18 protein-coding genes are annotated in these 22,917 nt (G+C 70.8%); 8 read left to right on the forward strand and 10 right to left on the reverse strand.

Annotation, left to right across the window (positions count from 1 at the left end; genetic code table 11):
- Positions 1-22 precede the first annotated feature (22 nt).
- Complete coding sequence (locus tag ACWCRB_RS29480) at positions 23-1,096, forward strand: lactonase family protein (protein WP_450998933.1); 1,074 nt, start codon at positions 23-25, stop codon at positions 1,094-1,096.
- A gap of 118 nt (positions 1,097-1,214) precedes the next feature.
- Here the strand turns inward: ACWCRB_RS29480 and ACWCRB_RS29485 are convergent, their stop codons facing one another.
- The 3 genes from ACWCRB_RS29485 to ACWCRB_RS29495 all read right to left on the reverse strand — a co-directional run bounded on the left by ACWCRB_RS29485 (position 1,215) and on the right by ACWCRB_RS29495 (position 4,391).
- A complete protein-coding gene (locus ACWCRB_RS29485; RefSeq protein ID WP_369029922.1) occupies positions 1,215-2,135 on the reverse strand; it encodes a sirohydrochlorin chelatase in 921 nt (306 codons plus the stop codon).
- Positions 2,136-2,473: 338 nt separating this feature from the next.
- A complete protein-coding gene (locus ACWCRB_RS29490; protein ID WP_389348303.1) occupies positions 2,474-3,151 on the reverse strand; it encodes a uracil-DNA glycosylase in 678 nt (225 codons plus the stop codon).
- A 154-nt stretch (positions 3,152-3,305) separates the two neighbouring features.
- Positions 3,306-4,391: a WD40/YVTN/BNR-like repeat-containing protein gene (locus ACWCRB_RS29495; RefSeq protein WP_450998934.1), complete on the reverse strand. Its 1,086-nt coding sequence runs from the start codon at positions 4,389-4,391 to the stop codon at positions 3,306-3,308.
- A gap of 212 nt (positions 4,392-4,603) precedes the next feature.
- Here ACWCRB_RS29495 and ACWCRB_RS29500 point away from each other — a divergent pair, with 212 nt between their 5' ends.
- Positions 4,604-5,170 carry an Rv1733c family protein gene (locus ACWCRB_RS29500; protein ID WP_450998935.1) on the forward strand — a complete coding sequence of 189 codons (567 nt, stop codon included), beginning with the start codon at positions 4,604-4,606 and terminating at the stop codon, positions 5,168-5,170.
- Between the two features lie 489 nt (positions 5,171-5,659).
- On the opposite strand, the gene ACWCRB_RS29505 is transcribed toward ACWCRB_RS29500, so the two are convergent.
- From ACWCRB_RS29505 to ACWCRB_RS29515, 3 genes are all read right to left on the reverse strand, one after another.
- The gene (locus tag ACWCRB_RS29505) at positions 5,660-7,663 is read right to left on the reverse strand and encodes a HEAT repeat domain-containing protein (protein ID WP_450998936.1); all 2,004 of its coding nucleotides are present in this window, start codon (positions 7,661-7,663) and stop codon (positions 5,660-5,662) included.
- A 206-nt stretch (positions 7,664-7,869) separates the two neighbouring features.
- Positions 7,870-8,652, reverse strand: a complete 783-nt coding sequence (locus ACWCRB_RS29510) for a pectate lyase (RefSeq protein ID WP_450998937.1) — start codon at positions 8,650-8,652, stop codon at positions 7,870-7,872.
- 32 nt (positions 8,653-8,684) lie between these two features.
- Positions 8,685-9,665, reverse strand: a complete 981-nt coding sequence (locus ACWCRB_RS29515; RefSeq protein ID WP_450998938.1) for a pectate lyase family protein — start codon at positions 9,663-9,665, stop codon at positions 8,685-8,687.
- 401 nt (positions 9,666-10,066) lie between these two features.
- On the opposite strand from ACWCRB_RS29515, the gene ACWCRB_RS29520 reads away from it, so the two are divergent.
- From ACWCRB_RS29520 to ACWCRB_RS29530, 3 genes are all read left to right on the forward strand, one after another.
- On the forward strand, positions 10,067-11,401 hold the full coding sequence (locus ACWCRB_RS29520; protein WP_450998939.1) for an extracellular catalytic domain type 1 short-chain-length polyhydroxyalkanoate depolymerase: 1,335 nt from the start codon (positions 10,067-10,069) through the stop codon (positions 11,399-11,401).
- A 117-nt stretch (positions 11,402-11,518) separates the two neighbouring features.
- Positions 11,519-12,862, forward strand: coding sequence for an SGNH/GDSL hydrolase family protein (locus tag ACWCRB_RS29525; protein ID WP_450998940.1), 1,344 nt, complete (start codon positions 11,519-11,521; stop codon positions 12,860-12,862).
- A 41-nt stretch (positions 12,863-12,903) separates the two neighbouring features.
- Positions 12,904-15,285, forward strand: coding sequence for a SpoIIE family protein phosphatase (locus tag ACWCRB_RS29530; RefSeq protein ID WP_450998941.1), 2,382 nt, complete (start codon positions 12,904-12,906; stop codon positions 15,283-15,285).
- A gap of 34 nt (positions 15,286-15,319) precedes the next feature.
- On the opposite strand, the gene ACWCRB_RS29535 is transcribed toward ACWCRB_RS29530, so the two are convergent.
- Positions 15,320-16,402, reverse strand: a complete 1,083-nt coding sequence (locus tag ACWCRB_RS29535) for an NADH:flavin oxidoreductase/NADH oxidase (protein WP_450998942.1) — start codon at positions 16,400-16,402, stop codon at positions 15,320-15,322.
- A 143-nt stretch (positions 16,403-16,545) separates the two neighbouring features.
- Between ACWCRB_RS29535 and ACWCRB_RS29540 the strand changes: the two genes are divergently transcribed.
- The gene (locus ACWCRB_RS29540; protein ID WP_450998943.1) at positions 16,546-16,914 is read left to right on the forward strand and encodes an ArsR/SmtB family transcription factor; all 369 of its coding nucleotides are present in this window, start codon (positions 16,546-16,548) and stop codon (positions 16,912-16,914) included.
- Here ACWCRB_RS29540 and ACWCRB_RS29545 read toward each other — a convergent pair.
- Positions 16,825-18,222 carry a nucleobase:cation symporter-2 family protein gene (locus ACWCRB_RS29545; RefSeq protein WP_450998944.1) on the reverse strand — a complete coding sequence of 466 codons (1,398 nt, stop codon included), beginning with the start codon at positions 18,220-18,222 and terminating at the stop codon, positions 16,825-16,827. The genes ACWCRB_RS29540 and ACWCRB_RS29545 overlap by 90 nt on opposite strands.
- Positions 18,223-18,377: 155 nt before the next feature.
- On the reverse strand, positions 18,378-19,730 hold the full coding sequence (locus ACWCRB_RS29550) for an FAD-dependent oxidoreductase (protein ID WP_450998945.1): 1,353 nt from the start codon (positions 19,728-19,730) through the stop codon (positions 18,378-18,380).
- 204 nt (positions 19,731-19,934) lie between these two features.
- Here ACWCRB_RS29550 and ACWCRB_RS29555 point away from each other — a divergent pair, with 204 nt between their 5' ends.
- Positions 19,935-20,417: a DUF6214 family protein gene (locus tag ACWCRB_RS29555; protein ID WP_450998946.1), complete on the forward strand. Its 483-nt coding sequence runs from the start codon at positions 19,935-19,937 to the stop codon at positions 20,415-20,417.
- 45 nt (positions 20,418-20,462) lie between these two features.
- Here the strand turns inward: ACWCRB_RS29555 and ACWCRB_RS29560 are convergent, their stop codons facing one another.
- Positions 20,463-21,119 (reverse strand): DUF305 domain-containing protein, encoded by a 657-nt coding sequence (locus ACWCRB_RS29560; protein ID WP_450998947.1) that lies wholly within the window; start codon positions 21,117-21,119, stop codon positions 20,463-20,465.
- 192 nt (positions 21,120-21,311) lie between these two features.
- On the opposite strand from ACWCRB_RS29560, the gene ACWCRB_RS29565 reads away from it, so the two are divergent.
- A complete protein-coding gene (locus tag ACWCRB_RS29565; protein ID WP_450998948.1) occupies positions 21,312-22,814 on the forward strand; it encodes an LVIVD repeat-containing protein in 1,503 nt (500 codons plus the stop codon).
- Positions 22,815-22,917 lie beyond the last annotated feature (103 nt).

The raw sequence follows: 22,917 nt of genomic DNA on the forward strand, positions 1-22,917 counted from the left end.
CACCGACCGTTGGTCTAGACCGATGAGGTACGGTCGCCCCGACCGATCAGCACACCGAGAGGGGACGGCAGTGGGGCAACGGCGAGCGTTCATCGGCTCGTTCACGGCGGCCGGAGGGCCTGGGGTCCTGGTCGCCGCCGTGGACGACGACAGCGGCGCCCTGACGGTGCTCGGCGCGGCGGACGACGTACCCGACCCGTCGTATCTGGCTCTCGCCGCCGACGGGAACACGCTCTACGCGGTCAGCGAGACGGCCGAGGGCGCGGTGGCCGCCTACCGCGTGACCGGCGACAAGCCCGAACTCGCCGGGCCACCCGTGCCGGTCGACGGCGACGCGCCCACGCACCTCGCCCTCTTCGCCGGGCACGTACTGACCGCCAACTACGGCTCCGGCAGCGTCACCGCACTGCCCGTCCGCGCCGACGGCACCCTCGCCGACAGCGCCTCCGACGTGCTCCGGCACACCGGCTCGGGCCCGGACCCGGCGCGCCAGCAGGGGCCGCACGCCCACCAGGTGCAGTCCGACCCGAGCGGCCGGTGGGCCGTCGGTGTCGACCTCGGCACGGACTCCGTCCACGTGTACGCCCTGTGCGACGGCACCCTCGTACCGCACCGCGAGACCGCCCTGCGCCCCGGTTCAGGACCGCGCCACCTCGCCTTCCATCCGGAGGGCCTGTACGCCTATGTGCTGAACGAACTCGCCCCGACCGTCACCGTCTGCCGCTGGGACGCGCCCGAGGGCCTCCTGGCGCCTCTGGACGAGACGTCGGTGCTGCCGGGCGCCCCGGACGGCGACGCCTATCCGTCGGGCATCGTCGCCTCGCCCGACGGCCGCTTCGTGTGGACCGCGACGCGCGGCCAGGACGTCGTCTCCGTGCTCGCCGTCGACGGTGACGGAGCGGCCCTGCGGCTGGTGGACACGGTGCCGTGCGGCGGCCACTGGCCCCGCGCGCTCGCCGCCTCCAACGGCTTCCTGTACGCGGCGAACGAGCGCTCCGGAGACGTCACCTGGTTCGCCCTCGACCCCGACACCGGCCTCCCCCGCCGGACCGGCTCGATCGAGATCCCGGCTGTGTCCTGCGTGATCTTCGGCTGAGCACGCGTCCGCGTCCGCCGGAAACGCCGAGGGCCCGCTCCTGGGAAAGGAGCGGGCCCTTCGGCGTACCGTGTTCCGGCCGTCGTACTGCGCCGCCGTACGGGGAGTGCTGCGCGGGTCAGCGGACCGGTGCGCCCTGCGGCTGCTGCGGGGCGATGCCCAGCGCCGTCGTGTACTTGGCCAGCGCCAGCTTGCCGATGGCCGGATACGGGCCCAGCGCGTCGGAGGAGGCACAGCCCGCCTCCTTGGCCGCGGCCTCCAGCAGACCGGCGTCGATCTCCGGGCCGATCAGATACGGGGCCAGCGCGAGGTTCTGCGAACCCGAGGCGCGCAGCTGCTCGGCGATGGCCGCGATCGAGCCGTCCTGGTCGAGCGCTGCCGCCATCACGGGCACGGCGAGACGCGCGGCGAGCAGCATGCCCGTGATACCGGCCGCCTGCACGGCCTCCTCGCCGCCCACGGAGGCCAGGATGATGCCGTCCGCCGCGGTCGCCACGGTGAACAGCCGGGCCCGGTCGGCGCGCGCGAGGCCCGCCTCGGACAGCCGTACGTGCAGCCCCTCGGCGAGCAGCGGGTGCGGGCCGAGGACGTCGGTCAGGTCGGCCGCGATCCGGCTCTCCATGACGGCCTGACGGACCTGGCGCAGCAGCGCGTTGTCCGGACCGGCGAGCAGCGGCACGACGACGGCCACAGGGCCCTCGGGCTGCTTGGCGTCCACACCGGCGGCGAGGGCCTGCTCGTAGCGGGCCGTGCGCTCCTGCGCGGTGTGCGTGAGCACCGACTGGAGCGTGGGGAACTCCGCGTCGTCACCGTCGAGGTACCCGATGCGGGCGTCGAGGCCGGGCAGCTCGGAGCGGGCGATGCTCACGACCTCCTCGGCGAGGCCGCGGGTGGCGGCACTGGGCGCGCCGGGCACCGCGAGGACGAGCGCGGGCGCACCCTCGGGAGCCGCCAGCGGTTCGGGGCGGCGGTGCCGGCCCGGCTGGCGGGGGCGCGGCATTCGTACGGGCAGGCCGGCGGGCCCAGTGGGGGAGCTCATGGCGCCGCATGTTACTGGCTTATTGGGCTCCCCTGTTCGGGGAGGGTGCAGGTGAGCGGTATCCGTCCGCTTTTGTCTGATGAGTTACGTACGGATCAGAAGTGGTCAGTACGTGGTGACTTCTCCGCCAGATGGAGGGGCGGGATTCGGCCGTCACACTCCTCCGGTGCTGGTCAACCGCGCGTGATCGGCAACACCCGGTGGAGCGGCCCGACTTGCCCGGCAGAGGGACGAGTCGCCCCCTGTCCGACAATCCGGCATCAGGCTCGTATGCCGGTCATTCGGGCTCGTACGTCGGTCGGTGCGCGCGGTGTTCGGACGTCACGCCCCCTGCCCGGTCAGGGCAGGCGCCAGTCCACCGGGGCGGCTCCCTGCCCGCTGAGCAGGTCGTTGGCGCGGCTGAAGGGGCGTGAGCCGAAGAAGCCGCGGTCGGCCGACATGGGGGAGGGGTGGGCCGACTCGACCGACGGCAGACTGCCGAGGAGCGGGCGGAGGTTGCGGGCGTCCCGGCCCCACAGGATCGACACCAGCGGCTTGCCCCGCGCGGCCAGCGCGCGTATCGCCTGCTCGGTGACCTCCTCCCAGCCCTTGCCGCGGTGTGCGGCGGGGCTGCGAGGGGCCGTGGTGAGCGCCCTGTTGAGGAGCAGCACCCCCTGCTGGGTCCATGGCGTCAGATCGCCGTTGGACGGCTGGGGTGCCCCCAGGTCGGTGTTCAGCTCCCGGAAGATGTTGATCAGGCTGCCGGGCAGCGGGCGCACCTCGGGCGCGACCGAGAACGACAGCCCCACCGCGTGCCCCGGGGTCGGATACGGGTCCTGCCCGACGATCAGGACCCGTACGTCGTCGAAGGGCTGCTGGAAAGCTCTCAGGACGTTCGGTCCGGCCGGGAGGTAGGTGCGTCCCGCGGCGATCTCCGCGCGCAGGAAGTCGCCCATCTCGGCGATCCGTCCGGCAACGGGTTCGAGGGCTTTCGCCCAGCCCGCTTCGACAATCTCATGCAACGGTCGTGGTGCCACGGCGTCACCCTACTGCCGTACACACGACAGAGATCAACCGGTGGTCGAAGGCCGACCGGGGATGACCGAACCGTTGCTGCTTCTGACCCTGCCCGTGCACACCGCCCCCTACGGTTCCGCCAGTTGGACCCGAGCCGTTCTCCGTGACCGTGTGTCAGTCGATCACCGCCGCCCGCACGCACAGCACGTCCGGCAGATGGGACGCCAGCTGCTGCCAGCTGTCGCCGTCGTCCGCCGACGCGTACACCTCGCCGTTGCGGTTGCCGAAGTACACGCCCGCCGGGTCCGCGTCGTCCGTGCACAGGGCGTCGCGCAACACCGTGCCGTAGTGGTCCTCCTGGGGCAGGCCCGCCGACAGGGGCTCCCAGTTCAGGCCCGCGTCCGCCGTACGGAAGACCCGGCAGCGGCGGTCGGCCGGGACACGGTCCGCGTCGGCGGTGATGGGGAAGACGTACGCGGTGTCGCCGCGGTGGGGATGGGTCGCCGCCGCGAAACCGAAGGTCGAGGGGAGGCCGGCGCCGATGTCCGTCCACTGCCCGCCCGCGTCGTCGCTCCGGTACACACCCCAGTGGTTCTGGAGGTAGAGCCGGTCCGGGTCGGCCGAGTCCTTCGCGATCTTGTGCACGCACTGGCCGAACTCCGGGTTCGGATCCGGTAGGAACACCGCGGAGACACCGGAGTTGGACGGGGCCCAGCTCGCGCCGCCGTCGGTCGTGCGGAACACGCCGGCCGTCGAGACGGCGACCGTCATCGCGCGTGGGTCGCGCTGGTCGGTGATGATCGTGTGCAGTCCTTCACCGCCGCCGCCCGGTACCCACTGGGAGCGGGTGGGGTGCTCCCACAGCGGGCGGACCAGCTCGAAGGACTCGCCGCGGTCCTCGGAGCGGTACAGCGCCGCCGGTTCCGTGCCCGCGTAGACCACGTCCGCCTCCGCCGTCGACGGGTGGAGCTGCCAGACGCGCTCCAGCGAGGCGCCCGTGTCCTTGGGGAACTTCACGGCGGGCTGCTCCGGTTCGGTCCAGGTCCGGCCCAGGTCGTCGGAGTGGAAGACCGACGGCCCCCAGTGGGCGCTGTCACCGCCGACCAGCAGCCTGGGAGTCTCTCGCCGGGTGTCGATCGCGACCGAGTACACGGCCTGTGCGTTGAAGTAAGGGCTCTCGTCGAACTCCCACGTGCCACCGCGCCGGTGCCCGATGAACAGGCCTTTGCGCGTACCGACCGTGAGCAGTACCTCGGTCATTCCGATCACCTCCGGGACGTCCTTGTCCAGTCATCGGCCAGTCTGCACCCCACCACTGACAGTCACCTCTGGAGACGGCGTCTGTACAGGTCAGAGCGGTCTGTCGGCGGGATGTGACGGAGACCTCGGGGGAGTCCTGAGCAGTGGCGGGAGATCGCGCGTATGGGAGGACGGCAGGGCATGTCCGTGTGCGCGTGAGGAGGATGCCTTCGATGGCGGCATTCCGTGGTCCGAGGGTGTGGCTGTGGCGTTGGCGGCGGAATCCGCTGAGGCGTCGCGTGGATGCCGTGGAGGGGTGGGCAGTGCTGGCCACCTGGGTCCTCACCGTGCTCACCGGAGTCCTGATCGGCCTGGTGGCCACCCACTCCGTCGAGCAGGGGCTGGCCAGAGAGCGGGCCGAGTGGCGTCCCGTGACGGCGCTGGTCGTCCAGGACGCGCCCGGCACCGTCGGCAGCGAGAAGGTGTGGGCGAAGGTCCGCTGGACCGCCGCCGACGGCACCCCGCACACGGGGCAGGCCCGGGTCGACTCGGGCAGTACGGCAGGCAGCCCGGCGACGATCTGGACGGACCCGCAGGGCCGCCTGGTGACCAAGCCGGCCACCGAGTCGGAGGCCCGTTTGCGGGCCGCCCTGGTCGGCGCCCTGGCGGGCGCGAGCGGCGCGACGGTGCCGTACGTGGCCTGGCGTCTCCTCCGTGGCCGTCTGGAGCGACGGCGAATGGAGGAGTGGGAGGAGGCGTGGGAGCGGTTCGATCCCATGTGGGGGCGCAATACACGCTGACACGTGTCGCGAAGGACGGGCTGCCACTCATCCGGCTGCGGGCCGGTGGGGGCTGGTCGCGCAGTTCCCCGCGCCCCTAAAAGCCCGCCCGTCCCGATTCGTTCGGCTGCGGGCCGGTGGGGGTTGAGCGCGCAGTTCCCCGCGCCCCTGAAAGACCTGTCCGTCCCGATTCGGTTGGCTGCGGACGGGTGGGGGCTGGTCGCGCAGTTCCTCGCGCCCCTGAAAGACCCGTCCGTCCCCCGCTGTTCGGCTGCGGGTTGGTGGGGGTTGAGCGCGCAGTTCCTCGCGCCCCTGGAGGGGCGCCCCGGCGGGGCGGGGTTGGGGGGCGCCGGGCTGCGGACGTGCGGTGCCCGCCCTGGCGGTGCCCGTCGAACGCACCTAGCTGCGGGCATGCGTGCCGCTAGGGGCGGCTCCCGTCCCACCGAGAGCGGCACCCCGTACAGCGCCGGGCTGCACGACCTACCCCCCGCCCCAGCCAACCTGGGCGCTTCACAGCAGCAGCTCCCTGCAAGCCTGCAGCAACCGCTCGTCCTCCAGCATGTCCTGGCCGGAGAAGCCGCCCTGGCGTGCTCGGTGTCGTCGGTGCGTTGTGAGTTCCGTGTGGGGCAGGTCCCGTAAGGGGGTTGCCGCCGGGCCCATCGCTATCAGGCAGGTGGCGATCGTGCCCCGGGTGTACGGGTTCCGCGTCCATGCCGAGCGGAGTACCGGGGCGACGACCGGAGCGGCGTCCCCGGTGATCTGCCACAGCGCGCACGCCGCCCGCGTCCGCTCCCACACCTCCTCGGACTCGCACAGCCGCAGCAGCCCCGGCACGGCAGCCCCGGCCGCGGGGCCGAGCCGCGCCAGTACCTCGGCGGCGGCAGCGCGCCGGCGCCAGTGCTCGCCCGTCAACTCGCGCAACAGCACAGGCAGTACGGCGTCCACATCCCCCTCCACCGACCACAGCGCGTCGGCCGCCCATACCGCTTGCGCGGAGTCGAGCAGCCCGCGCAGCACGGGCACGGAGTCACGCGCGGCGGCTCCGAAGGCCCCCAGGGTCTCGAGCGCCCGTTCCGTCAGCCACCCCCGCTGACGCTCGCTCAGCCCCGAGCCCGCCGGTGTGCCGCACAGCACCCGCAGCACCTCCGGCGTGGCCGTCCCGTCGCCCAGTGCCGCGAGCGCCGACAGCAGCGGCACGGCACGGTCGTACGCGTCGGGGAGGTCGAGGCGCACGCTTCCGAGCCTCGCGCGCAGGGCGGGGGCCAGCGGGGCCGCGGCCCCGCCCAGGTACGCGACCGTGTAGCCCAGGCCGTCCGGTGCGGTGGGATCGGACAGCAGCTCCGCCAGGACGGGTATCGCCCGTGGATCTCCCGTGCGGGCCAGGGCGTTCAGCGGGCTGCCCACGGCGGGCCCGCCCCGCTCCCGTACGCGGACACGGACCTCCGGGCGGGCGGTGACGAGGGCGAACAGGTCGTCGGCGGCGGGGGCGGCCAGGAAGTACAGCTCCTCCAGGACCGTCGACGCGGCCTCCCTCAACCGGTCCTCGTCGGCGCCGAGTTGCCGCCCGATGAGGGCCACTGGTTGCGTGAAGTCCGCGCGCCATTCGCGGAACAGGCCCGCCGACATCCACACCGCGTTGCAGCGGTCGGTCGGTGCGGGACTGCTCAACTGCCCGTTGAGCAGGGCGATCCGGTCGTCCACCTGGTCGTCGAGGGCGAGATGGAAGGTCCGCAGCAGCTGCGAGCCCTCCTCGTCCGAGGGACGCAGCCTGCGGAGATGACGCGTGAGGGTGTCCTCCGCCAGAAAATCGGAGCACTGCGGCCGTCCCGTACGGCGCGCCGATCTCTCCCGGAGGAGGGCCACGACCGTCGGGACCAGATCGGCGGGGCGGTGCTCGGGCGCGGTCAGCGCGAGCTGGCCCAGTGCTGCCAGGCGCAGTCCCGGGTCGAAGGGCGGGGCGCTCAGCGTGACCAACTGGCCGACCGCCTCCGCCCCGTGCCCGCCGTGCAGGCGCGTGAAGAGGCCGAGGCTCTCCGCCAGGGCGAGCAGGACGCTGTCGTTCCGCTCCACCGTGATGCGCTGCCGCAACACGGCCAGCGCGCGCGCGGGTTCGTCGAGAAAGCGGACCAGGGCCGTCGGCGCCGCCCGCCGCACCCCGGTGTCGCGGTCCCCGACCAGCTCGACGAAGACCTCTGCACCGGCCCGGACCGCCTCGGCGGCCTGTTCCGAACAGGCGCCGCCCGCCTCGCCGATGCTCATCAGCAGCTCCACGATCCCGCCCCGGTCCCGCACCTCCTCCCGGGCGGCGAGCGCGAGCAGAAACGGAACGCAGGCGAGCGTCGAGTCGTACACGGCCCCCTGGTGGTGCACCGAGCCGTACATCCCGTCGAGTGCCGACTCACGCTCCTCGGGGTCCGCCGAGGCCAGCCCCCGCAGCAGTCCGGGCACGTCCTCCGCGCTGCCGTACGCATGGCGCAGCGAAGCCCAGTCGACATCGTCGATCCCCGTGAACACGCTGCCCCTCCCGCACGAAGTACCACCTGATCGGGAGTCTGCACCACGGCACTGACAATCAAGCGGAATCGGGGGAGGGAGTACGAACGCATGGTCGATGCCAGGGATCCGGAAGCGGTCGGTGAAGAGCGGCGGCCGTACGAAGCGCCGTGCGGGGACGCTTCGGACGGCCGCCTCACCTACCGTGGGGGGACTCGTGGAGGGATTTACCTGTAGGTGATGTCCGAGGTGCTGTAGAGGCAGTTCGTGCTGTCGGGGCCTGTCCCGACCGCGGTCGTGTTGTTGTACTTCTGGCAGGGCACGACCTTGCGGCTCGCGTCGTTGAGGATCGTGATGCCGCGCAGGGTCGCCACGTCGCCCCGGTTGGTGTTGATGCCGACGAGCCGCGCGGTGGAGCCCGTTCCGGTCACCTCGATGTTGCTGAGGTTCACCTTGCGCGTGTACTGGGTGGAGCAGTCACCGCAGGAGCGGTAGAGCGTCTTGAACTCGCTGACGGCGAAGTTCGAGATGTTCACGGTGCCGGGCCCGTTGTGCTGGAAGACCTTGTCGGCGGCCTTCTTGGCGCCACCGCCGGTGACCGTGTAGGTCGAGCCGCCGCGGAAGGTCGCGGCGTCCTCGCCGACGTCCTCCCACCACACGTTCTGCAGGGTGCAGTTGCCCTCGCAGTGGATGCCGTCGGCGCCGGGCGCGCCGATGATGACGTTCTTCAGGGTCGCACCGGCCGCGAGCTCGAAGATCGGGTCCTGGCCCTCTTCCTGGCCGTCGCCGGCCAGGTCGCCGCTGCCGTAGTACCTCACCATGCCGCCGTCCCTGACGCCGGACACGTTGATGGTCGAGCTCACTCCCTGGCTGCTGGAGGGCGTCGGCCAGGTCGCCGCGCTCGCCGTGGGCACATTGAATGTCATGATCATGACACCCGAGAGGCCGAGTGCGGTCAATGAGCCGGTGAGTGCGCGCCCGCGGACGCGCGGGGGTGCTGCAGAAGTCATGTCCCGATTCCTTCTGTGTCGTGAGGGGTTGATCAGAGCTTTCCGGTGCCCGCACCGCTGGTCACCGAGGCGACGACGGTCGAGGCCGGCTCCGCGGTGTAGCTGTACGGAGCGGTGGTGAAGGTGCCCACCTGCGAGACCTCCGTGGCGGCTCCGCCGAGGTCGTTGCCGCGCAGGTTGGCGTATCCGTCGACGTCACTGCTGCGGTTCGTGGTGACCGCGACCGGCGTCGAACGGAAGACGTTGTTCTCGACGAGCATCTGCGCGCCCATCCGGGAGTGCACGGCGGTCTCGGCGCCTACGACGTAGTTGTCGTAGAAGTGGCCGGTGCCGAACCGCAGACTGGGGATGCGCGAGTAGACGTTGCTGAAGTGGTTGTGGTGGTACGTCACCTTCAAGTGGCCGGTGTCCTCGGACGCGTTGTTGTCGCTGTGGCCGACGAGCGAGCCCTTGAAGTGGTCCTTGAAGGTGTTCCAGGACACCGTCACGTTGTCGGAACCGTGGTTGATGTCCAGCAGACCGTCGTAGTAGTCCTTGTCGTGAGTGCGGTCCGCGGAGAAGGAGTTGTGGTCGATCCACACCTTCGTGGACTCCTGGACGGTCACCCCGTCGGAGGGCGCGAGCGGCTTGCTGATGTTGAGGTTGCGGACGACGACGTTCGTCTCCTCCTTGATCCTCAGGCCGCCGCCGGTGAACCCGGAGGACGAACCGACGCCCAGGACCGTGGTGTTGGAGCCGATGTCGACCTGACCGCTCAGCGTGATCAGACCGTTCACCCGCACGACCTTCGCCGCGTTGCCCGTGACGGCCGTCGTGAAGGCGGCGAGCGTCGTCACGGTGACCGGAGTGGCGCTGCCGCCGCCGGTCGTTCCGGCGCCGAATCCGATGGGTGCGTTCTCGGCCGCCCCGGCCGGCTGGGGGACGGCCAGAACGGCGACGGCCGCGAGAGCGGTGGCCGCGGCCGCCACCGCCGCGGATCTTTGCGTCTGTGTACGTGGGGGGCTTGTACGCATGCGGGTGCGTCCCTTCGCGAGGGCTGACTGACCGTGGGGGCGATCAGGTACATGAATTCTGTTCGCCATGTTGTGTGTCGTGGTGCTTCCTCAGGGAGTGCACTGTCCCCGGAGGTATGCGCTACAAGGCCGCTTCGAGGTCGTCTCGTCGAATGCGGATCGACACCGATGGGTCACATCGATGAACGGAAGGTAGGGGGTAAGCGCTTTCTGGTCAACGCTTTGCGCGCAACGCGTGCCGATCGGCTCAGCAACCGCTGGTCAGCGAATGTTTTCGACGTGTGGGAGCGCTTCCATGAGGGCCATGCTCATGCCACGATGCGGGCGGGCAGCCCCGCAAAGCGGGACTTCGACTTCCGCCACGCGTACCCCACGAGCCGTGTTGAGGAAGGGACAAGGACGTGTCCACCACAGTCGGCAACATCGCGAAAAGGCCCCTGCGTCGGGTGCTCGTCGCACTTCTCGGAGGTCTACTGCCGTTACTCGCGGCGACACTGCTCGCCGCGCCGACGGCGACGGCCCGTACAGCCGCGCCTGCGGCGGACCCCGTCGAGGCCGCCGCCACGCTCACCGAGGTGACGAACTTCGGGACCAATCCCAGCAACCTGCAGATGTACGTGTACGTCCCGGACACGGTCACCACGCGCCCCGCGGTCCTGGTGGCCGTGCACTGGTGCACCGGCTCCGGGCCGGTGTTCTACTCCAACACCGAGTACGCCTCGCTGGCCGACCGCTACGGCTTCATCGTGATCTACCCGTCCGTCACCCGCGCCAGCAAGTGCTTCGACGTCTCCTCGCCACAGGCGCTCACCCGGGGCGACGGCAGTGATCCGGTGGGCATCAAGTCCATGGTCGACTACGTCACCCGGACCTACGACGCCGACACCAGCAGGGTCTTCGCCACCGGGGTCTCCTCCGGCGCGATGATGACCAACGTCCTGCTCGGCGACTACCCCGACGTGTTCGCGGCCGGATCGGCCTTCGCGGGCGTCCCGTTCGGCTGCTTCGCCACCACCAACGGCTCGGAGTGGAACAGCGAGTGCGCCCAGGGGACGGTGATCCGCACCGCGCAGGCGTGGGGCGACCTGGCGCGCAACGCCTACCCCGGCTACACCGGGGCCCGGCCGCGCATGCAGCTCTGGCACGGCACCGAGGACGACGTGCTGCGCTACCCCAACTTCGGGGAGGAGATCAAGCAGTGGACCAATGTGCAGGGGCTCACCCAGACACCGACCACGACCGACTCGCCCCAGTCCGGCTGGACCCGCACCCGCTACGGCGCCACCGGTGACAGGGCACCCGTAGAGGCCATCAGCCTCCAGGGTGTCGGCCACAACCTGATCACCACCGGCATGGCCGCCCGTGTGATCACCTTCTTCGGCCTGGACAGCAGCGGCACCGTACCCCAACCCCCGGCCGGTCCCTGCAAGGTGGCCGTCACGGTCAACGCCTGGAACACCGGGCTGACCGCGAACGTGACGATCACCAACAACAGCACGACGGCGGTGAACGGCTGGACGCTGGGCTTCACCCTGCCCTCCGGCCAGACCATCACCTCCGGCTGGAGCGCCACCTACGCACCGGCCTCCGGCGCGGTGACCGCCACCAACGCCACCTACAACGCGGCCATCGCGCCCGGCGCGAGCGTCGGTATCGGCTACCAGGCGAGCCACACCGGCAACAGCGCCGCACCGTCCGGCTTCACGCTCAACGGCACGGCCTGTACGGCCGGTTGAGCCCGAGCTGCCGGGTGCGTGCCACGAGCGCGCACCCGGTCGTCCCGCCCGAAGCGATCGATCCGACAAGACGTCCATACGTCCGACAGGGCGTCCCTAGAGGAAGGCACCCGGCCCGTGAAGTCGCCCCGCCCCCAGCGGCCGTCCGGAAAAGCAGCGCTCGCCTACCTGGTCGCCACCTGCGTGTTCGTGCTGGCCCTCGCTGTGGCGTCCTCCGCCGTGGTCGCCCTGGTCAGAGGCCCGCAGCCGACGGTCGCCGACCCCGGCCGGGCCGCCCCGAAGTGGGTCAACACCTGGACGTCGATGCCGCAGCTCACCGAGCCCGGCAACATGCCGCCCGCACCCTTCACCGGGGAGCGGGCCACTCTCGTCGACACCACCCTGCGCCAGACCGTGCGCGTCTCCACCGGCGGTGGGCGCATCCGGCTGCGCTTCTCCAACGCCTTCGGCACCACACCGCTGCCCCTGACCGCCGTGACGGTGGCCCTCCCGCTGAACGGGCAGGCCGGGGTCAGCGCCGTCGAACCCGGCACCCTGCGCGAGGTGACGTTCGCCGGCCGCCGGTCCACCACCGTCCCCGCCGGGGCCCAGGTCGTCTCCGACCCGCTGGACTTCGGACTGCGCCCCGCGACCAACCTGACCGTGACGACGTACCTCGCGAACGGCCAGGCCTCGCTCGCGCTCACCTCGCACCCGGGCTCGCGCACCACCTCGTACCTGCTGGGCGGCGACGGCACGGCCGAGCAGGATCTGCCGGGGGCCACCCCGGTCAACCACTGGTACCTGCTCAGCGACGTCGAGGTGCTCTCCCGGCCGGACACGCGGGCCGTCGCCGTGCTGGGCGACTCGCTGTCCGACGGGCGGGGCTCCACGACCAACGGCAACAACCGCTGGCCCGACCAGCTCCTGGACCGGCTCAGGGGTCTTCCGGGCGGCGACCGGATCGCCGTACTCAACCAGGCCGCGGGCGGCAACCGGGTCCTCAACGACGGCCTCGGGCCGAATGCCCTCGCCCGGCTCGACCGGGACATCCTGGCGCACAGCGGGGTCTCCTGGCTGATCGTCTTCGAGGGCGTCAACGACATCGGCACCGCCGAGGCCACCCCGGCCGCCCAACAGCGCGTCACCGACGACCTCATCGCCGCCTACCGGCAGATAGCCGTCCGCGCACACGCCCAGGGCATCCGCGTCTACGGCGCCACCCTGACCCCCTTCGGCGGCAGCACGCCCTACGACGACCCGGCCGGCCTGCGCGAGACGACCCGGCAGGCCGTGAACGACTGGATCCGCACCGGGGGCGCCTTCGACGCCGTCGTCGACTTCGACCGGGCCGTACGCGATCCGGCCGACCCGCGGCGGCTGCGCGCGGACCTCCACGACGGGGACTGGCTGCATCTGAACCCCGAGGGGTACCGGATTCTGGCCGCGACCGTTCCCGCGCACCTGTTGAGGAGCGACTGACCGGGTTGTTGCCCACCACCAATGCGCCCATCCTGGGACATATGGCTACTGGGCCGCGCGAGGAAGAGCGGGTGGTCCCGTCCGGTGACGCCCTGGCGGTGATCGACGCGCACGGCATCCTCACGGGCTGGAGCGAGGGCGCCCGCCGGCTCACCGGGTACACCGCCGCCGACGTCACCGGCCGCCCGGCGGCGGACCTGGTGGCGGGCGACCCGCGCACGGCCTGGCGGGAACTGCGCGCGTCCGGCGCCGCCGTCGTGGCCGTACGGCACCGGGACGGGCGCCGCCCGGAGCTGGCGCTGCGCCTGTCCCCGCTGCTGGGAGAGCGGCGGGCGTACGTCGTCACGGCGGCGCCCGACGACGCGGGGCGGGAGCTGGGCATGCTGGCGTTCCAGCAGTCCTCCGTGGCGATGACCGTCTTCGACACCGGGCAGCGGTATCTGCGGATGAACGACGCCTCCGTCGCCACCATGGGTGAGCCCGAGGCCACGTTCCTGCACCGGTACTTCCTGGACACCGTCGAGGACAGCGAACTGAGCCGGGGCTTCCTGCGCCATCTGGAGCTCGTCGTGGAGACCGGGCGGCCGGTCCACTACGAGTTCTGGACCCGGTCGCCCCTCGGAAGGCGCGAGCACGCCTGGACCATCGAGATGTGGCCGCTGCGGAACCCGGCCGACGAACTGCTCGGTGTCGGACTCGCCGCCTTCGACAGCAGCGAGCAACACCGGGCGCGGCAGCGGCTGGCCATGCTCAACGAGGCCGCCGCGGGCATCGGCACCCGGCTCGATGTCGCCCGGACCGCCCGGGAACTCGCCGAACTGGTGGTGCCCCGGCTCGCCGACTTCGCCAGCGTGGACCTGCTGGACTCGGTCCTCCAGGGCGACGAACCGACGGTCGGGCCGGTGGACGCCGACGTGGAACTGCGCCGGGTCGCCCACCACTCGCTCACGGCCGGGGTCCCGGAAGCGGCGATCGGCCTCGGCGCGGCGGACGTCTACCCGCCGTACTCGCCGCCCGCCCGCGCGCTCGCCACCGGCCTGCCCGTCCTCGCCCGCACCGGCGACCCCGACCTCGACCGCTGGTTCGGTCTGCACGCGGCCCGCTCCGCGAAACTCCGTGACACCGAGACCCACGACCTCGCGCTGATGGCCGTACCGCTGATGGCACGCGGTACGACGCTGGGCGTTGCCGTGTTCGTACGGCTGCTGACCCCCGAGAAGCCCGACGTGTTCGACGACGACGATGCGTCGCTGGCCCGGGAACTGGCCAGCCGGGCGGCCGTGTGCGTGGACAACGCCCGCCGCTACACCCGCGAACGCACCACCGCCCTCGCCCTCCAGCGCAGCCTGCTGCCCCAGACCATGGCCGGTCAGGCGGCCGTCGAGTTCGCCTCCCGTTATCTGCCCGCACTGTCCCAGGCGGGCGTCGGCGGCGACTGGTTCGATGTGATCCCGCTGTCCGGGACCCGCGTGGCACTGGTCGTCGGGGACGTCGTCGGCCATGGTCTGCACGCCTCGGTGACCATGGGCAGGCTCCGTACGGCGGTCTGGACGCTGGCGGACGTCGATCTGCCGCCCGACGAACTGCTCACCCACCTCGACGACCTGGTCGGCCACCTCGGGACCGACGAGAGCGGGGAGGCCGGTGAGATCGGCGCGACCTGTCTGTACGCGGTCTACGACCCGGTGTCCCGGCGCTGCACGCTCGCCGCCGCGGGGCATCCGCCGCCGGTCGTCCTGTATCCCGACGGCCGGGTCGAGGTGATCGAGGTGAGCGCGGGTCCCATGCTCGGCGTCGGCGGGCTGCCGTTCGAGGCGACCGAGCTGGAGCTGCCCGAGGGCGCGGTGCTCGCGCTCTACACGGACGGTCTGGTCGAGGCCCGCGATCTCGACCTCGACACCGGAACTGCCGCTCTGTGCAGGGCACTCGGAGTCCCGGCCGACAGTCTGGAGGAGGTCTGCGACACGGTGCTCGACTCGCTGCTCCCGGAGACACCGGGCGACGACGTCGCCCTGCTGGTCGCCCGCACCCGCGCCCTGGACGCCGAACAGGTCGCGGTCTGGGACCTGCCCGCCGACCCGGCCGTGGTCGCCACCGCCCGCAAACACGTCACCGACCGGCTGACCCGCTGGGGCATCGACGAGGCCGCGTTCGTCACCGAGCTGGTGGTCAGCGAGCTGGTCACCAACGCCATCCGGTACGGCGGTGAGCCCATCCAGCTCCGGCTGATCCGCGACCGCACCCTCATCTGCGAGGTCTCCGACGCCAGCAGCACCTCGCCGCATCTGCGCCGGGCCCGCACCTTCGACGAGGGCGGACGCGGCCTCCTCCTGGTCGCCCAGCTCACCGACCGCTGGGGCACCCGCCCGACAAGCACGGGCAAGACCATCTGGGCGGAACAGGCACTGCCGCCAACTCTCTGATAACCCAAGGGACTTACGGCCCTCACCCTCACCCTCACACGGACCGGTGGTACTGGTCCGGCACATGCACCTCGCCGCCCAGTTCACGCGCCGCGTGCCGGGCCCACGACGGGTTCCGCAGCAGCTCACGCCCGAGCAGCACCACGTCGGCCTCACCGTTGGCCAGGATCTTCTCGGCCTGCTCGGCGTCGGTGATCATCCCCACGGCGGCGACGGGCAGCGAGGTCTCGGCCTTGACCCGTGCGGCGAAGGGGACTTGGTAGCCAGGGCCGGTCGGGATGCGTACACCGGAGGCGTTGCCGCCGGTGGAGACGTCGAGCAGGTCGACGCCGTGCGCGTGGAGTTCGGCGGCGAGGCGCACGGTGTCGCCGGCGCTCCAGCCGCCCTTCTCCAGCCACTCGGTCGCCGAGATCCGGAAGAACAGCGGCTTGTCGTCCGGCCACACCTCCCGTACGGCGTCCACGACTTCGAGCGCGAAGCGCACCCGGTTCTCGTACGAGCCGCCGTAGGCGTCGGTGCGGTGGTTGGAGTGCGGGGACAGGAAGCCGTTGATCAGATAGCCGTGCGCGCCGTGGATCTCGGCGACCTCGAAGCCCGCGTCGAGCGCGCGACGGGCCGCGTCCGCGAACTGCCCGACGATGTCCCGGATCTGATCGAGAGTCAGCTCGGTCGGAACCGGGTGCTTCTCGTCGAACGGCACCGGGCTCGCGCCGACCGGCTGCCAGGCGTACGCGTCGTCCGGGCCGAGTGGCGCGCCGCCCTTCCAGGGCAGCCCGGTGGAGGCCTTGCGGCCGGCATGAGCGAGCTGGATGCCTGGAACGGTGCCCTGCGAGACCAGGAAGCGGTTGATCCGGCGGAACGCCTCGACCTGGGTGTCGTTCCAGATGCCCAGGTCGTACGGGGTGATCCGGCCCTCCGGGCTGACGGCGGTGGCCTCGACGATGATCAGGCCGGTGCCGCCGGCGGCGCGTGCCGCGTAGTGCGCGAAGTGCCAGTCGTTCGGTGCGCCGGTCTCCGGGCCCTCGGGCGCCGCCGAGTACTGGCACATCGGGGGCATCCACACGCGGTTCGGGATGGTCAGGTCGCGGAGGCGGTAGGGCGCGAAGAGTGCGCTCACGGCGGACTCCAATCGTCTCGTCATCGTCGTTCGTCACGGGTCACGGGGTCGCTGGACGACTCGTACGATAGGCATCGTAGTACGGCAAGTGTCAAACTACGAGAGTTCTCGTACAATGGGATTCCCGACGAAGTGGAGCAGCCGTGACCACCGCAGCCCCCGCCCCCAGCAGCCGTGACCTGCCGCACCCGGTGCGCGAGGAGATCCGGCTGGAGGGCGTGCTGCACGCGCTCTCCGACCCGATGCGGCTCCAGGTCGTGCGAGAGCTCGCCGCCGTGAGCGACGAGCTGTCCTGTTCGCACTTCGATCTGCCCGTCACCAAGTCCACGACCACGCACCACTTCCGGGTGCTGCGCGAGAGCGGGGTGATCCGGCAGGTCTACCGGGGCACGGCCAAGATGAACGGCCTGCGCCGGGACGACCTAGACGACCTCTTCCCGGGGCTTCTCGACAGCGTCCTGGCTGCCGCTGCCGGTCAGGCCGCCCGCCTCGGCAGTGTCGCCGCCCGCTGAACTTCCCTTCCCCGCAAGGTGGTTGAAGAGCAGGTTCAGGACGATCGCCGTCAGGCAGCCCGCGCTGATGCCGCTGTTCATCACCGTCTGGAACCAGTCCGGGAACTTGGCGTAGACCGTCGGCACGCCGACCGGCAGCATGCCCACGGCCACCGAGACCGCCACGACCGTCAGGTTGTGGTTGTCCTTGAACTCCACCGTGGCGAGCGTACGCAGCCCGCTCGCGGCGACCGTCCCGAACATCACCAGACCCGCGCCACCCAGCACCGGTGCCGGTATGGCCGCGACCACCGCGCCCAGTTTGGGCAGCAGACCGAGCAGCACGAGGATGCCGCCGGCGGTCGCCACGACCCAGCGGCTGCGCACCCGGGTCATCCCGACGAGGCCCACGTTCTGCGCGTACGCCGTGTACGGGAAGGTGTTGAAGATGCCGCCGAGGACGGTGGAGAAACCGTCGGCGCGCAGTCCGTCGGCGAGGGAGCGCGGCTCGACCTTCCGGCCGGTCATCTCGCCGACCGCGATCAGGTCGCCGGTCGTCTCGGTCATCGTGACCAGCGCCACCACCAGCATGGAGATGATCGCCGACGCCTCGAAGGTGGGCGCCCCGAAGTGGAACGGCGTGCTGATGCCGAGCCAGTCGGCGTCCCCGACCCCGTCGAAGTCCGTGAACCCGAAGGGAACAGCCACGGCCAGCCCCACGACGATGCCGATCAGGACCGCGATCCGGCTCAGGAACACCGGCGCAAACCGCTGCACGCCGAGCACCACGGCCAGTACGAACGCAGCCAGCCCCAGGTTCTTCGGCTCGCCGAAGTCCGCCGAACCCACGCCGCCGGCCGCCCAGTTGCCCGCCACCGGGAGGAGTGACAGGCCGATGATCAGGATCACGGTGCCGGTCACGAGGGGCGGGAAGAAGCGCAGGAGCCGTCCGAAGACGGGCGCCAGCAGGACGATCGCCAGCCCTGCGACGATCACCGAGCCGTAGATCGCGGGGAGTCCGCCGCCCGTCGTACCGATGAGGACCATCGGCGACACGGCCGCGAAAGTGCAGCCCTGCATGATCGGCAGGCGGACGCCGAAGCGCCAGAAGCCGACGCACTGGATGAGGGTCGCGATGCCGCAGATAAGGAGGTCGGCGGTGATCAGGTAGGCGAGGTCGGCGGGCGAGAGCTTCATGGCTCCGCCGACGATCAGGGGGACGGCCACGGCGCCGGCGTACATCGCGAGGACGTGTTGGAGGCCGAAGGCGGCGAGTTGGCGTGCGGGTGGGACTTCGTCCACGGGGTGTACGGGTGGGGGTGGGGTCATGGGTGCTCCAGGAGCGGCGGTGGGGGAGAGGGTGTTGGGCAGGGGGAATTGAACAGTTTGTTGATTGCTTACCTGTTGCCGATGTGTGTCATGCCCAACTAGGTGGTCTTGACTCTGCGGGCCGGTGGGGGCTTGTCGCGCAGTTCCCCGCGCCCCTAGGGGGTGCCCGCAGCCTGCGCTGCTGCCATCAGGGAGTTCCAGTCGGGGAGTTTTACGACGCCTCGGCCGAGTGTGGCCCCCAACTCCGCCTCTGCGCGCTCGATTGCCTGCCAGCCTGCCCACTCCACCGGGCGGAATCCCTCCGCGCGCAGTACCGCCAGCGGGTCCTCCGGGCGCTCCTGCCGTACGAGCATGGCGGCGTCCGCCAGCAAGGAGGTTGCCGTTTCCTTTGCGCAGGGGCGGTTGGTGCCGATGACGCCGGTGGGGCCGCGTTTGATCCAGCCGGCCACGTACTCGCCGGGGGAGGGGTGGCCGTCGCGCAGGACGCGGCCCGCGAGATGGGGGACTGTGCCGTTGGTCGCGTCGAAGGGCAGGCCGTCCAGCGGGAGCCCGCGATAGCCGACCGAGCGGAGCACGAGCTGGGCCTCGATGTCCTCGTACTGGCCTGTGCCCGTCACGCCGCCGGTTCCGTCCGGCACCGTCCGTTCGAAGCGGACGGCGCCCACCCGGCCCCCGGTGGCGAGCAGTTCGACCGGGCGGCGGAAGAAGCGCAGCCGGATGCGGCGGGCCGTGCTTGCCGGGGGTGTGGCCGCCCAGGTGCGCAGTGCCTCCACGTTGCGGCGCTGGGCGGCGGGCAGGGCGGAGGGGTCCGTGTACGCCGGGTCGAGCCGCAACTCGTCCTCGTCCACGACGACCTGGGTGTCCGGCAGGGTGCCCAGCTCGCGCAGCTCCTTCGTGGTGAAGCGGGCCTGCGACGGGCCGCGCCGGCCCACCATGTGGATGTCGGTCACCCGGCTCGCCGCCAGCGCGGTGAGTGCCGCCTGGGGCATGTCCGTCGGGCTGAGTTCGGCCGGGCCGCGTGCCAGCATCCGGGCCACGTCCACCGCCACGTTCCCGACACCGATGACCACGGCAGACCGCGCCCCCTGGACGAAACCGTCGTCGACGGCGTCCGGATGGGCGCTGTACCAGGCCACGAACTCGGTCGCCGACCAGCTGCCCGGCAGATCCTCGCCCGGAATGCCCAGGTGGCGGTCGGTGGCGGCGCCCACGCAGTACACCACCGCGTGGTACAGCTCCCGCAGGCGGGCGCCCGGCAGCTCACCGGGTCCGGAACCGATCCGCACGCCACCCAGGAAGCGCACCCGCTCGTGCTCCAGGACCGTGCGCAGGTTGTTCTGCAGCGACTTGATCTTCTCGTGGTCCGGCGCCACCCCGTACCGCACCAGGCCGTACGGCGCCGGCAGCCGGTCCAGGACGTCGACCAGCACCTCCGGGTCCTGCTGGACCAGGCTCTGGGCGGTGTAGACCCCGCTCGGACCCGAACCCACGACGGCGACACGCAACACGGCGGAACCCCTCACTGCGGGACGCGGTGGAACTCCCTGTTGCTGACACCTTCAGCATCGCACCGCCGGCGCTGCGCTGACAGGGTGCCGGGCGGGGCGGGCGCGCGTGTCCGTTCGTATGGAAAGTGATCATGCGGTTACGTTCCGTATGTGCTAGAAGCATCCTTTCTTAATCTTTCCGGTCGCTGCCCGACGGAAGGAACCGTGTCGGTGCGGCCCGCCTGGGAAGTACAGGAGCACGAGGGCTCGGCGACCACGGCATGGTTCGACGTCCGGCTGGCCTTCACCGACGGCGCCCAGGTCGACGTACTCGCCGTGGTCCGGGAGGCGGGCGTCTCCATCGAGGACGTACGGGCGCAGCCGGCGCTGTCCCTCGACGATCTGGCGGCGCTCGCGGACTGGATCGAGGGGCCGCTCTTCGAGGCGTGCGGCGACGGGCCAGTGGAGGCCGGGGAGAACGGGGAGGCTGACGTGTGCCTGCGGCCCCGTCGCGCCCGGCCCGCCTGGCCGCGGGGCATCGAGGGGCGGTGGCTGGTCGCGGAGGAGTACCGCGCGGCCCAGGAAGAGGGCGCCGACCCCGTTCTCGCCGTGATGTGCGCGACCGGGCGCAGCCGCCGTCGCTCCCTCAGGCTGATCTCGCAGGCCCGTGACGCGGGCTTCCTGACACCTCGTCACGCTCGGCGCTGAACAAGCGGGTTGAGGAGGCCTTCTGCCCAACTCTCCCCGCCCGCACTACATTTCGCGCATCCTGTTGATCTCCGTCGTCTGCTGCGCGATCACGTCGTCGGCCATCTCCTCGACGCGGACGTTGTTGCCCTGTCCCTTGACCTCCGTGGCCATGGTGACGGCACCCTCGTGATGCGTGATCATCACCGTCAGGAACAGCTCGTCGAACGCCTTGCCCTTCGCCGCTCGCAGCTTGGCCAGTTGGGCCTCGGTCGCCATGCCGGGCATCGTCTCGTGGGAGTGCTCGGTGGTCTTGTCGTCGCCGCCGTTGTCCTTCAACCAGCCCTGCATCGCGGCGATTTCGGGGCGCTGAGCGGCGGCGATGCGCTCGGCCAGCCGCTTCACCGGTGTCGACTCGGCGCGTTTCGGCACGAGTTCGGTGATCTCGATCGCCTGCGAGTGGTGCTCGATCATCATGCGGGCGTACGCGAGGTCCGCCGAGTTGGGCGAGTCGTCCGGCAGCTCGGCCTTCGCCTCCTCCGGGGAGAGCGTCCGGGCCGCCTCGCCGGGCAGACCGGGCGCGATCACCGAAGAGGCCGTCGCCTTCACGGACTTGGCGTCCGCGTCGGAGGACGAGCCCGAGTCGCAGGCGCCGAGCGCGAGGGTGAGCACGAGCACGGCCAGGACCGGACGGCAGGTACGGGACGCGCGACGGACGGGCACAACGACCTCCTGGGTCAGTTGAGTTGACGGACACCTCGTGAGTGCTGTGTCCGTCCTAACACGCTTCCACTCGCCGGTGATCAGAAACTTTCATTACAAGTGCGTTGCTCCCTTTTGATCGGTGCATGATGAAGACGATACTTCGGAGGACCGTGAACCGTTCTGACCCGAACGGCTGTCAGGGAGGATGCAGTGACCCTGTTGAACGAATCCCGAACGCGTCGCAGACGTCTGGGAGTTGTCGCCGCGGCGGCCGGACTCCTGGCCGCGCTGCTGACCGCAGGACCCGCCGCCGCGACCCCCGACCCGGGGGACGGACCGACGGTGTCGGAGGAGATTTCCCAGAGCGTGCAGACCCAGGTGAAGAAGGCCCTGGCCGAGGGGGAGATACCCGGGGTGGACGAGATCGTCCACTCCGACAACATCACGCACCTCACGAACATCCCCAAGGACGCGCTGCCCGGCACCAATTCGGACCTCGCGTTCCAGGGGAAGTACGCCTTCTCCGGCAACTACGACGGCTTCCGCGTCTTCGACATCAGCAACCCGAAGGCCCCGAAGACCGTCTCCCAGGTGCTGTGCCCCGGCGGCCAGAACGACATCTCCGTCTCCGGGAACCTGCTGTTCCTGTCCACCGACGCCTCGCGCAGCGACAGCAGTTGCAGCAGCGTCTCGCAGCCCGCGACCGAGAAGTCGTCGTGGGAGGGCATGAAGATCTTCGACATCAGCGACAAGGCGAACCCCAAGTACGTCGCCGCCGTGGAGACCGCCTGCGGCTCGCACACCCACACGCTGGTGCCCGAGCGCAAGAACGTCTACATCTACGTCTCCTCCTACTCGCCGAGCGCCACCTTCCCCGACTGCCAGCCCCCGCACGACGGCATCTCGATCATCAAGGTGCCGCGAAAGGCCCCTGAGAAGGCGGCGGTTGTCGGCTTCCCGGTCCTGTTCCCCGGTGAGGGCCCCGACGGCGGCGGCAACCCCGGCTCGCCCACCAACCCGGGTGTCTCCAAGACGACCGGCTGCCACGACATCACCGTGCTGCCCTCCAAGGACCTCGCGGCGGGCGCCTGCATGGGCGACGGCATCCTGTTCTCCATCAAGGACCCGGAGCACCCGAAGGTCATCGACCAGGTCCAGGACAACGTCAACTTCGCGTTCTGGCACTCGGCGACCTTCAACCAGAAGGCCGACAAGGTCGTCTTCACCGACGAGTTGGGCGGCGGTGGCGCGGCCACCTGCAACGCGGCGATCGGGCCGAACCGCGGTGCCGACGGCATCTACGACATCGTTGGCAAGGGCGACAAGCGCAAGCTCGTCTTCAAGAGCTACTTCAAGATCCCGCGCTACCAGGCGGACACCGAGGTCTGCGTGGCGCACAACGGCTCGCTGATCCCGGTCAAGGGCAAGGACATCATGGTCCAGGCCTGGTACCAGGGCGGTGTCTCCGTCTGGGACTTCACCAACTCCTCGAAGCCCAAGGAGATCGCCTACTTCGAGCGCGGCCCGATCACCACGGACCGCGTCACGACCGCCGGCCCGTGGTCGGCGTACTACTACAACGGCTACATCTACTCGAACGACATCGCCAAGGGCTTCGACGTCCTGAAGCTCAGCGACCGGCGCACCGACCCGGCCAAGAAGGTCCGCGTGAGCGAGTTGAACGTCCAGACCCAGCCGGACTACTTCGACTGACCGTCGGTACCGACTACTGACTGTCGAGTCAGAAGCGCGACAGATCCAGCATGGCGGCGAACGTGGCGAAGTCGCTCGTCGACGCCCCGGACTTCCTGCGCCT

Source organism: Streptomyces sp. NPDC002156, from assembly GCF_053593675.1.